Annotated in this window: 5 protein-coding genes; 4 read left to right on the top strand and 1 reads right to left on the bottom strand. The window is 48.0% G+C overall.

The genetic code is table 11. From position 1 onward, the window contains the following. Nucleotides 1–6: 6 nt before the first annotated feature. Together DW096_RS07680 and DW096_RS07675 are read left to right on the top strand one after the other, a co-directional pair. Nucleotides 7–1,977: a hypothetical protein gene (locus DW096_RS07680; RefSeq protein ID WP_005824411.1), complete on the top strand. Its 1,971-nt coding sequence runs from the start codon at nucleotides 7–9 to the stop codon at nucleotides 1,975–1,977. An 8-nt stretch (nucleotides 1,978–1,985) separates the two neighbouring features. Then, entirely contained in the window at nucleotides 1,986–4,607 is a 2,622-nt protein-coding gene (locus tag DW096_RS07675; protein ID WP_117963024.1) for a hypothetical protein, read from the top strand. A 394-nt stretch (nucleotides 4,608–5,001) separates the two neighbouring features. Here the strand turns inward: DW096_RS07675 and DW096_RS07670 are convergent, their stop codons facing one another. After that, the gene (locus DW096_RS07670; protein ID WP_117963026.1) at nucleotides 5,002–6,570 is read right to left on the bottom strand and encodes a glycoside hydrolase family 43 protein; all 1,569 of its coding nucleotides are present in this window, start codon (nucleotides 6,568–6,570) and stop codon (nucleotides 5,002–5,004) included. Nucleotides 6,571–6,822: 252 nt separating this feature from the next. On the opposite strand from DW096_RS07670, the gene DW096_RS07665 reads away from it, so the two are divergent. Further along, on the top strand, nucleotides 6,823–8,604 hold the full coding sequence (locus DW096_RS07665) for a cellulase family glycosylhydrolase (RefSeq protein ID WP_061411118.1): 1,782 nt from the start codon (nucleotides 6,823–6,825) through the stop codon (nucleotides 8,602–8,604). A gap of 219 nt (nucleotides 8,605–8,823) precedes the next feature. Next, nucleotides 8,824–12,903, top strand: coding sequence for a hybrid sensor histidine kinase/response regulator transcription factor (locus tag DW096_RS07660; RefSeq protein WP_227212781.1), 4,080 nt, complete (start codon nucleotides 8,824–8,826; stop codon nucleotides 12,901–12,903). Nucleotides 12,904–13,033 lie beyond the last annotated feature (130 nt).

Below are 13,033 nucleotides of genomic sequence, written 5' to 3'. Positions count from 1 at the left end.
TAAGATATGAGACTTAAATCATTCTTTTCCATATTGGCAGGAGCGGCTTTGATATTTTCCGCTTGCTCGCCCGAAGAGTACGAGATGGGGGCAAAAACCTATGTTTCCGATGATTTGGTGGAAGGTATCGCCTATACGGTGACCCCTGATGCCAATGATCCTAATACGATTCATCTGACTTCGCTCATCAAGGGAGCCACTCCCTTGTGGGTCACTCCAAGCGGTCCTTCTCAAAAGACCACTCTTGACTTGGCACTTCCTTTTGCCGGAGAATATAGCGTGACTTTCGGCGCTTCCACACCGGCAGGTCCGGTATATGGCGAACCATATACCTTCAAGGTAGAGACCAATAACTTTGCCATGCTCGAAGACCCTATCTGGGCTAACCTTGCAGGTGGAGTGGGCAAGAGCCGTAAGTGGGTTCCCATTGACAAGAACTTTGGTATTGGCCGTTGTTCGGGACCGGTGATGTACATGAGCCACACTGATGTGAAAAATGATGGAAGCAATATTACCGACCTTATGATTGGTAGCGCTAATTGGGCTCCCAACTGGGATCCGGGTATCCAATCGTGGCTCATTCCGGCAGACGACCCCTATTTCCAGTCGTACATCACTTTCGGCCTGGATGCTGTGAAAGGCTGTACGGTGGAACTTCATCGGGTGGCTGCTTCGGGCACGACGGATGCCACCGGAACTTTCAACTTGAATGTGTCTGACCCGAAACGCCCTGTCATATCTTTCTATGGCGGTACCTATTCATTGCATAACGAGGGTTTTGATGATGTCTGTTCCAACTATACCAACGACATCAAGATTATAGAATGTACTCCTTATCTGCTGCAGGTAGCTACGATGCGTACCAATAGCGAAGGTCCGTGGTGGCTGGTGTGGAACTTCATTTCCGAAGAGGCTTATAATGACCCCAGTATCATACCGACTGAAGATCCGGGTTTGCTTCAGCCTGCCGAAGTACAACAGCCTGCCATTGAAGATTTGGCAACCAAACTGTTCACTACTGAAATCAACGGTGTCACCTATGTGGGCAATGAGGCACGCTTCCTCATCAATGATGAAGAACCTTATGACTGGACATGGTGGAATGGTGGCTCTGCTGCTTGGGAAAGCGTAGTGAAGGGACAGTACGGTTCTTCATGGGCACCTGTGGCCGATGCTTCCATTGCCGACTATGAGCTGGTATTGAGCAGCACGGCCGATGGCTACAAATGGGATGACGGTACCAATGCCGGTAAGCTTGCCATTGAAGACGGCAAATTGAAATTTATGGATGCCGACGGCAATCCGGTTGAGATAACCGTCCTCACCGCTACCGGTGATAAGCGCACGGTGGAAGTGAAGGGAAGCGAGTTTACCGTAATGGCTTGCGATGTCACCAGCTCTTTCCAGATGGGTGTGCCTGCAACGACCAATGACAAGGGAGCCGTGGATTCTTATCTTTGTGCCAACCTCAACTACAAACCTATCGCTACCGGACCTACCGGGCCTACTGAAATCAAGGTAGACAACAGCAAGGTACAAATTCTTTTCGGTGACGGAAATCCCGATCGTTTGCGCTTGCAGTTCTACAATCCTTGGGGCGGTGGTGACGCGGGATGGCCGATCGACATCACGAAGGTGAAGTTGAAAAAGAACCAGACGCTGAAGATACAGTACAAAGTGCTGAGTGGAATCACTTGGAACGAGGGCGCGACTCCTAAGACCGTGATTATGGACAATAACATCGGAAATGCTTGGGAAGATGACTGCTACAACCTGGCTCATGCCGTGGCCTTTGATACTGCCGAAGGAGCTGTACAGACTGTGTCCGTGACCAATACCACCGGTGCCACTGTGACTTACGAAGGAAGCAGTTGTATCTGTATCGGTATCCAGAATAAGGGACTTGCTACTGTGGCTGCCACCGAAGACGGACAGCCGGATGTGAAGGTTGAGATAATTTCGATGACCATTGAATAACCACTTAAATGAATTTAGTATATATGAAGACAAAGATATATTTAGGAATACTTTCACTTGTACTGGGTCTTTCGCTGGCTTCGTGCAGTGAAGATGACGACTATACTATCCACACCACCCCGATTCTGAACGAATCGTCGGTGGTGACGGGGTCGTCCGATGTGACCGCCACTACCGCTACACTCCATGCCACGCTCTCCGGGTTGGATGGCATGGATGCCGGAAGCTATAAGACCGGCTTCTTCTATGGTTTTGCGCAAGACAACCTGCCCGAGGACGTGCAGGCTGCTTATGACGGCAGCGCCTTCAGTGCTCAGTTGAACGGGTTGAACAATAACTCTACGCTCTATTATCAGGCTTATGTATGCTTGCAGGGTAAGGTGTATTACAAAGGTGAGGTGAAAAGCTTGCTCACCACCGATGCCAAGGTGGCTACTGCCGATGCCGCATCTGTCGACTTCGCCTCGGCTGTATTGGGTGGGACATTGACCGATGCTACGGCCGATGCTACTTGTGGTGTTGTTATCTCTACTTCATCCGATGTAGAAGCGGTTCGTGCAGGCCTTATAGTGAAGAGTGAGGAACTTAAGGACAGCTATTCATTCGTCCATGAAGGGTTGGTGCCCGAAACGCAATACTATTATGCGGCTTACCTCAATCTGGGTAGCGGCATTGTGTATGGTGAGGTGAAGAGCTTCACTACTCCTGCCTATGACTTCGATCTCGACAATGACCTTGTCGACCTGGGACTCTCCGTGAAGTGGGCTCGCTTCAATGTGGGTGCCAAGAGCGAGACTGGACTGGGTGGCCTTTTCGGATTCGGTGACCTGACCGGATGCAACAATAGCATCGACCCTGCCGACTATGCTTCGGCCGATACTTATAAAACGGCTTCCGACTTGGCTTTCCGTGCATTTCAAGGGCGTGCCACACTGCCTACTGCCGATGATTTCGAGGAACTCTTCACGTTGTGCCAGAAAGAGTGGACTGAGCAGAATGGAGTGACAGGTTTCAAGTTCACCGGTCCTAATGGTAATTCCATCTTCCTGCCTGCAGCCGGTACGCGTGTGGCAAACGATGTGACGGCGCTGGGTACTGAAGGATATTACCTCACCGGTACTGTCAACTCTTCCAATACAGAATTTGCGGTAGGTTACCAGTTTGCAGCTTCTGTCAATCACCGTATCACTGCCGCAGTTTATCAAGGTATGGCTGTACGCGCTGTTTCCACAGCCAAGAACGTACCGTTCAACAAGGCTCTGCTCTATCAGAAGTGGTATCTTGACAATGGCCAGGACGGTAAGCAGCACGTGTTTGAAGGACCTTTCACGCAGTGGGGTGTTACGGACAACTGGAGCACAGTTTCCAACGGACAACCCAACATTGAACAGCAGATTCATTGGGAGATGGGTACGGATAATGGCTGGATAGGTTATACTTACGGAAAGGACTATGGTTATATGGAGCTCAAGGAGGACGGTACGGTGAATATTCATCGTATTGCCGAAGACGGTACCGTGACCGATGAAACCGGTAAGTTTACGATTGACGAGGCGAATAAAGTGATTGACATCGACATAGATGTGCTTTGTGCCAATACTTGGATTGGCACGAAGAGTGGTAAGCTGAACATTCTGTCGTTGACTGCCGACGGCTTGCAGATTGCCCTGCCCGATGGCGACTATGGCTATTCGTTGAACTATTACAGCCAGGCCAAGGCCGATGCCGATGCGCAGGTTCCTGTATTGCTCAATATCGCCGATTCATCATGGGCAGGAAGTTGGGATGCACTGCTTGTAGCCATTTCACCCGAAGACTTGGCTGGACAGCACACGTTTGTTTTCGAGGGAACTTGTACCGATGCTATGGTGTTTACGCTTGACTTTGCCGGTATGGCGAAGCGCTATCCCAATTCGTTTGTACGCATTGACGACATCAAGCTGGACGGTACTTCCATCCGGTTTGATGCCAACCGCTTCTATTATGGCGACATTGAAGGAAACGGCAAGTACCGTGTTCAGTTGTTCAATGCTTATGGGGCGGGTTCTGTAGGCAATGCTGTTCCTCTCAGTCCGTTCAGCAATGTAGAAAATCAAGGTACCGAGCCTGCCATCCATTTCAAGGAGAAGCTTGAGATTGTCTGCACCGTCATTACCGACGGTACCGGTGCAGGTATTTATACGCCCAATCTGGTTACTGTCAATCCGGATTGGGGAAGTGCATGGGGATATAACGCAGGAGCTACGTTCGAGGTGAAATACGAGAACTTCCAGTACAGCCTTGTGGCTTCTCAGTTCGACATTAAGTACGAATCTGCCGACTATGCGGCAGGTTCCATCATGACCTTCGTTGAAGTGGCTGACATCTACAAGTATTTCCCCGGTTTGCATGCCACGCTTGACAACCTCTATCTGGATGGCAAGGAAGTGACATTTGATGCATCCAAAGTGCTCGATGCCAATGAATCCCCGAAGTATCGTCTGGAACTTTGGAATTGCTATGGGGCAACAAAGGATAAAGGGTGCGCTTTCGGTACTCCTGATGGTGATGTTATCAAGGAACTTGGTTTCAGCAGTTCTATGGAAGTGAAGTTCACGTTCCACACTCTTTTCTCTGTTCCTGAATGGTAAGAGGGATAGACGGAAATATACTGGTTAGATAGGAAATCCGGGATGCAGGCCATCCCGGATTTTTTGTTTTGCCCTCACCGGTGTGCATCGTTCTGATATAGATTGAAGAACCATAGAGAGAATAAAATAAAGGAGGTGGTCCGTAAGGCGGCGCTTTGATAGCTCTTTGCCTTGTACTTTGTTCGGACGGGATGGGTACTTATTGCGATAAACATAGTGATTTTATGGTATCTCCACTAAGGTGGTCCGCCTTGTTCATAGTAGTGAACAAATCAGCCCACTTAGGTGAACAAACTTGTTCACCTAAGTGGGCCGTTCATGAATCTTTGTACTGAACCGGACAGACAAAAGGGCGGAAGCGGAGAAAAGCAGGGGCTTTCTCTAAGATTGGCTGCTATTTTCCTTCGTAATCAAAGTATTCAAAGTCTGCATATGCTTTTGAGGTTTGAGAACCGGAGATGGCATACAATCCCAGCATGATTCCCGTAAAGCCACCGGCAGTTTCTGTACTGATATAGCGCGTATTCATTCGGCCCAGTTCTTTAAAGTCCTTTCCGTTTGTGGCATACTCGAACGAATAGATTTCGTTGCTGCCTTTTACACGGAGTTGTACTTTCCCCTGGGGCAGAATAACTTCCTTTTCCGTATGGGTCAATTCATTCAATTGGTAGCGCAATACTACAGCTTGTTTCCCGTCTGCCAATTGCTTGACTAATAAATCGTAATGGGACGATTCGAACATGTAGACCGTCAGGCCGGCTTCGTCGCCACTGGCGGCTTTTTTCAGTTGCATGGAAGTGGTGGCTGTGAAGTCGATATGTTCTTGCCGGCGGCCGGCAAAAGTAGGACTGCCTTTCCCGTTGTTCAGGTTTACGGGGGTTGCTTTCAGACGGAGGTTACCGGAAGCAAAGGTATAGTTTTCCGGATGATAGTTTCTGATATGAACCCATTCGGGACCTAATTTGCCGTTTTTGAAATCGGTGCGTGCAGGCTTGGGGGCAAGAGGATGTTGCGGTAGGGTTGGCACATCCATTTGCAGGGCTATTGTGCCATCTCCGTTTACTACCGGCCAGGCATTCTTGTCCCAGCGCACGGGAGCAAGGAACGTTTCGCGTCCCAGCAGGTGATGGTTGCCGCTTTGCGGACGGAAAGCGAGACACACCATCCACCACGAACCGTCAGGGGCTTGTATCAGGTCGGCATGGCCGGTTCCTTGTATCGGGCTGTTTTGTGCATTCTTGTTGATGTGGGTCAGGATGGGATTGGCGGGATTCTCTTCGTACGGGCCGTCTATATCGCGGCTACGGGCTATTGTCACTTTGTGGCCGTATTCCGTGCCGCCTTCGGAAATCAGCAGATAATACCAGCCGTCTTTCTTGTAAATATGCGGCCCTTCAGGGTGCCGTCCGCCCGTGCCGTTCCAGATGCGTTTGGACTCGTTGAGTTGTTCGCCGGTTTTGGGGTTGATTTCGCACAGATAGATACCTACGCCCGGATTGCTGACGAGGTAACACTTGCCGTCTTCAAAATAGAGGGACGGGTCTATACCGCCTTGCTTGAGCCATACGGGTTCTGACCATTCGCCACGCGGGTCGGTAGTGTGTACAAGGAAGTTGCCTTTGTCGGACACGTTGGTGGTAATCATGTAGAATGTACCGCTGTTGTAGCGGATGGTAGGTGCATAGATTCCTCCCCATGGGCCGGCGTCGTGAAGCGGCAGTTGTGAGGGGCGCGTCAGGCAGTGTCCGATTTGTTCCCAGTTGATGAGGTCTTTGCTGTGGAACAACGGTACGCCCGGGAAATATTGGAAACTACTGTTGACCAGATAAAAGTCATCTCCTGCGCGGCAGATACTCGGGTCGGGATGGAAACCGGGAATAACGGGATTTTGATAACTTTGCCGGTTTTGTGAAAAGCAGGACAGGCTGAGCGCCAGTCCTAAAAGTAACATCATCTTTCTCATAAATACATTGTATTTTAAATAGTTTATCAGATATATGAATCAGGGTAGTTGAAGGAAGTGTTTATACACAAAAATAAAGTATTCTTTCGGTTCAAGCAAGCCGGATGTGTCTGATGTCATTCAATGATAACTTTTGAGCCCTATTCGGAAACAAATGATACCGTTGCAGATAACATGGCATCGGTGTGTTTTCCGCCTTTTCCGCTACTTTTGCTCTCACTGATTTAACCATTATTTTTAATACGTAAAGACATGATGAAGAATATCATTGAAAAATTCCAAATTTGCCTGGTGCTGTCGGCACTGCTTTTCTCTTCTTTCGTTGCCGCATGTTCCGGCAATGATGATACTGTGACTCCGGAAATAACGATTCCCGCGAACATTCTGACGGATGGAATGACTTTCTCCAAGACCGGAGGAACAAGTACGCTGAACATCAAGTCGAACGTTGCATTGGAAGTTACCAGCAGTGCACCGGAGTGGTGTAAGGTTACTGCCGAAAGTTCTGCTTCGAGTAGTATTTTGAAGTATACCGTTATGGCAGAAGCCAATACGGACACGAGTGACCGTGAAGCCAAGGTAACGGTGAAAGCCGGAGGCAGCGAAGTAGGGAGCTTCACAGTGAAACAAACGGCTGCGGACGGATTAATCATATCCAACTCTACCTCTTTCGACCTGCCAGCTGCGGGAGGAGATGTTTCTGTGGTGGTGGAAACCAATGGTGACGTACAAGCCGTTTCCGATGTTTCTTGGATAAAGGCGGTCAATACCCGTGCCATGGAAGACAAGATTTTCAAGTTTACCGTCTCTCCCAATCCTTTGGGAGCGCGCGAAGGCCATATCTCTTTTACTTTGGGTAGCCTGACGGAGACTGTGACCGTAAAGCAGGGTGCGGGCGAAACCGGCAATATGGAAAGCGATGCCAGGACACTTGCCGCCAAGATGTATGCAGGTATCAATATCGGCAACACGCTGGAAGCTTGTGATAACAAGAACAAGATAGCGGGCGAAACGTTATGGGGAAATCCTAAAGTAAGCGAGGCATATGTCAAAGGGCTGAAGGCATTGGGATTTAATGCGGTACGCATCCCTTGTGCGTGGGATTATTACATTGTGAATCCATCGACCTATGAGATAGATGCTGCATGGCTCGACCGTGTGAGCGAAGTGGTGGGTTACTGTGTAGCCAATGATATGTATGCCATTGTCAATATCCATTGGGATGGCGGTTGGCTCGAAGAGAGTATCACTCATGGTTACAGCAGCGAAGTAGATGCCAAGCAGAAAGCTATCTGGACACAGATTGCCAATAAACTGAATGCTTATGACGAACACCTGCTCTTTGCCGGATGTAACGAACCCGGACAGCAAGACCAGGGGAACGTTGGGACATCGGCCATAGATGCCATTCTGAAATATGAACAGACCTTCATAGATGCCGTGCGTGCCACCGGAGGAAATAATGCGAGCCGTTGTCTGATTGTGCAAGGCCCTTATACCAATATTGACAAGACGGTGAATGACTATACGATGCCCAAGGATGAAGTACCCGACCGTCTGATGGTGGAAGTTCACTTCTATGATCCTTATCAGTTCACCATGATGAACCATGACGAAACCTGGAGCAATGTATTCCTTTATTGGGGTAAGGACAATCATGTGTCCGGCTCCATTCACAATGCCACCGCTAACGAAGAAGATTATGTGAAGCAACAGTTCCAGAAGATGAAGAAGGCCTATGCAGATAAGGGAATTCCTGTGATTGTGGGTGAATACAGCGCCATGAAGCGTACAAAAGAAGACAAGATAGAGGGTACTGCCGAACCTGCCTATCCCGACATTGACCAGGAGATGCACAACAAGAGCCGCGCCTATTGGAATGAGGTAGTCACCCGCGAGGCGAAAAACCACGGTTGCGTCCCCTTCTATTGGGAAACCGGCGGTGACATGAACCGTGGTACGGGTACGGCGAAGGAGGCTTATGCCATTGAGGGCATCATGAAGGGAGCCGCAGCCGGTCAATACCCTTATTGATTGAGTGGTGGATAGAATAAAAGACAGTTTTTAAAAGTATCATACAAATAGGTTTTATAGGTTACAAGGATTGTTGATATAGTTTTTTTGATTGGTTACGGAGAAGTATGTCCGCGAGGGATATGCTTCTCCTTCTTTAAAAATCCTTGCCTTTTCTTGCTTTTCTGTTCGTTTTTCACTTCATTTGCAATAAAAATAACTTCCCTTAGCTCTGATAGTATGAAAAGACTGCAACTACTGCTCTTGTGGGTTTGGATGGTATGTTTCTCTGCTGCTTCACACGACTACATGTTTAAACATTTGGAAGTGAAAGACGGACTTTCCAATAATCAGGTTAATGCTATTTATAAAGATTCAAACGGATTCATGTGGTTTGGTACAGCTTCGGGGCTGAATCGCTATGATGGTTACAATATTAAGATTTATCGCAGCCAGAAAGATGATGAGAAATCTCTTCCCGATAGTTATGTCGAGGATATACAAGAAGATGCGTCCGGTAATTTGTGGATACGTACGGGAAGTGGGTATGCCATTTACAACTCGGCTTCCGATGTTTTTGACCGTAATGTGGAAGCTTGGATGTGGAACGTCGGTCTGACCGGAAATCCTTCGCTTATCTATATTGATAAGGAAAAGACTTTCTGGATCTATATTAATGGTAAAGGTGTTTACAGCTATAGAGAGGAACAGAAAAATGCCGTAGCAGTAAAGGGAGCGGATGAACTGCTTGCGAAAGCCGAAGTGTCCGACATGAAAGAATGCGGCGAAGGAATCCTGCTGGTTCTGAGTAACGGTATCTTGGCTTGTATAGATGAGGAAAAGCAAAATATCAAGTGGACCAATCCGGGCATTGCCGAAGATTGCAGGGAAGTAAAGAATGCTACCTTTGATTTGTTTGTCGACCATAGTGGGCGGGCGTGGATATTCAGTGTGGAGGGGATGTGGATTTATAGCCTTTCTCAGAAGGTTTGGGAACAGCGTTCTCCCCGAACGGACACCTACAATACCGTACGTGCAGTGGCACAGGATAAATACGGATGTATATGGGTAGGCAGGGATCAGGATGGCATTGAATTGATAGAACCGGCGGGACGGAAAATCCGTCTGGCGAACGATCCTAATAACGGGCGTACTCTGTCCAACAATACAATAACGGCTCTTTATGAAGATGAGGCCGGTACGATGTGGGTGGGAACCTACAAGAAGGGCGTCTCTTTCTATAATGAAAGTGTCTTCAAATTCGGCATTGCCGATGTAGGCGACATCAATTGTGTGGAGGACGGAGGCGGTGATATCGTATGGGTGGGGACCAACGACCGCGGGTTGATTCGCTGGAATAGCGTGACGGATGAACGTATGTTTTTTTCGCATACGGCAGATCCCCGCTCTATCTCGAGTGATGTCATAGTCTGCCTTCTTCGGGACAGTAGCGGCAGAGTGTGGGCTGGTACTTTCTGGGGCGGACTGAATTGTTATGATGGAAACCGCTTTATCCATTACCGGTCCCGTAAGGGAGACAGTAACTCGCTGGTCTATGACAATGTATGGGCATTGGCAGAAGATGCGGACAAAAATATCTGGATCGGTACGTTGGGGGGAGGATTGCAATGCCTGAATCCTCAGACGGGGATATTTACCACCTATTCTACAGGTAATTCAAACCTTGTGTCGGACTATATCTCATCCCTCTGCATCAGCTGTGACAATAATCTGATTATCGGTACTTCGGCAGGGATGGCTTTCATGGACCTGAGGACCGTCGAGATTACAAATTTTGCAGGTACAAAATCGGGTAAGACCAGACTTTCCAACCAAAATATCAATCAAGTTTACGAAGATAGTCGCGGTTTGTTATGGATAGCCACGCGTGAAGGCTTGAATGTATATGACAGCAAACGGGATGAATTGTACGAAGTGCCTATCAAACCCGGTTTCTCCAAACTATTGATATTAGGTATTACGGAAGATGAAAACAAAAGTATATGGATCAGCACCGGAGGAGAACTGATAAACGTGGTGTTGTCCGTTGACAGCAAGACGGAGCAGCCTGTGTTCCGTTGCTATACCTATAATGACAAGGACGGGTTGCAGAGTTGTGACTTCAACCAGCGTTCCCTCAAACGACTGCATACGGGCGAGATTGTAGTGGGAGGACTGTATGGGCTGAATCGCTTCCAGCCGGGCAACATAAAGTATAACCGTACGTTGCCCAAGGTCATGTTTACCGGTTTCCAGTTGTTCAATGAAGACGTGAAGGTGGGCAAGGAGTATGCAGGACGTGTCATCTTGAAGGAAGCTTTGAATGAAACAGAAGAAGTTGTCTTGGCTTATAAGCAGAATGTGTTCACGGTGCTGTTCGCGTCGGACAATTTCGTGCTGCCCGAAAAGACACAGTATTTCTATAAATTGGAAGGGTTTAATGAGAACTGGCTGACGAGTATGTCCGATATGCATCGCGTTACCTATACCAATTTGGCTCCGGGAACTTACATCTTAAGAGTGAAGGCTACAAACAGTGACGGATATGCGGGTACTGAAGAGGCTTCTTTGAAGATTGTCATTCTTCCACCTTTCTGGATGACTCCGTGGGCATATATTGTTTATGCCCTTCTGATAGTAGGAGTTGTCTTCTTTTCACTGTATGTCGTACAACGAAGGGAACGCAATAAGTTCAGAATCCGCCAGATAGAGGAAGATGCGAAGAAGAAGGAGGAGTTGAGCCAGATGAAATTCCGCTTCTTTACGAATGTCAGCCATGAGTTGCGTACGCCGCTTACGCTGATTATATCGCCGATGGAAAGTATGATGAAGGAGATTACGGACGAAAAGCTGCATGGCAAGCTGCAACTGATGTACCGCAACGCACAGCGTTTGTTGAATCTGGTCAACCAATTGCTCGATTTCCGTAAGAATGAGATGGCAGGACTGCATCTCACCTTGTCCGAGGGAGATATAGTGGCGTATGTGCGTAGCATCTGTACTTCTTTCCTGATGCTTTCTGAAAAGAAACATGTGCATCTGACATTCTTTTCGGCTATGGAATCGCTGAATATGTCATTCGACGAGGATAAAATTGGTAAAGTTGTGATGAATCTTCTGTCCAATGCTTTCAAATTTACTCCGGACGGGGGACGCGTGGATGTGGCATTGGAAATGTCGAAAGAGATGTCCGGAAGATTGCTGATAAAGGTATCGGATACCGGTGTCGGTATCAGGGATGAAGACAAGGAGCGGATTTTTGAACGTTTCTATCAGGTGGAGCAGGAAGAACCGGAGCACCAGTCAACGGGTAGCGGTATTGGCTTGAGCCTGGTACGCGACTTTGTGACGCTGCATGAGGGTACGGTGCGCGTTGTCGACAATGTGGGTTCCGGTAGTGTGTTTCTGGTTGAGCTCCCGGTTAAACATATACGTGTAAGTCCTCCCAAGCCTGCACCGCTTACAGAAGAGGTGGAAGAGCATGAGGAACTTTTGCCGGGTATGGAAGAGGAAGCGCTTTCGGTTGATTTGCTGGACGATATGGAGGATAATGAAGATGAAAAAGAAAAGCCGTTGGCCCTGATTGTGGATGATAATGAAGATTTGGTTGCCTTCATGAAAGATAGTCTGAGCTTGTATTTCCGTATACAGTCAGCTTCCAATGGTCGGGAAGCTTGGCAGAAAATATCGGAACTGATGCCGGATATTATTGTCAGCGACGTAATGATGCCCGAGATGGATGGGAATGAATTGTGCCGCTGGGTGAAGACCGATAAACGCACGAGTGACATTCCGATGATATTACTCACTGCACGGCAGGCTGTGGAAGATAAAGTGGAGGGGTTGACCATCGGTGCGGATGATTATGTGACGAAACCTTTCAATGTGGAAATCCTTATTCTGCGTATGCGCAAGTTGATTGACCTGAGCAAGAAGCGCAAGGCAAAGTCGCTCATTGACCCCGAACCAAGTGAAATAGCCATTACTTCGTTGGATGAAAAGCTGGTGGAAAATGCCATCAAATATGTGGAGGCGAACATCGGTCGGTGTGACTTGTCCGTAGAAGAGTTGAGTCGGGGATTGGGTATGAGCCGGGTACATCTTTACAAGAAACTCTTGCAGATAACCGGTAAGACACCCATTGAATTTATCCGTGTCATCCGTCTGAAAAGAGCGGCGCAGATGCTGCGCGAGAGTCAGCAAAATGTATCGGAGATAGCGTATCAGTTGGGCTTTAACAACCCCAAGTATTTCAGCAAATATTTCAAGGATGAATTCGGTGTTTTGCCCTCTGTTTATCAGGAAAGAGAGGGTAAATAACAAAAGATACCCCTTACGGAAACATATTGTCTTTTAGGGTAATCAAAAGCGCCCTATTGTTTCAACATCGGGAGGACTCGTTTTTGAAGTAAACTTTCTATTTTTATATCGGAGAAAAATCACTTTAAAA

This window comes from Bacteroides sp. AM07-18 (assembly GCF_003602695.1).
Classification (GTDB): Bacteria; Bacteroidota; Bacteroidia; order Bacteroidales; family Bacteroidaceae; genus Bacteroides; species Bacteroides uniformis.
This window is presented reverse-complemented; position numbering and strand designations above follow the sequence as displayed.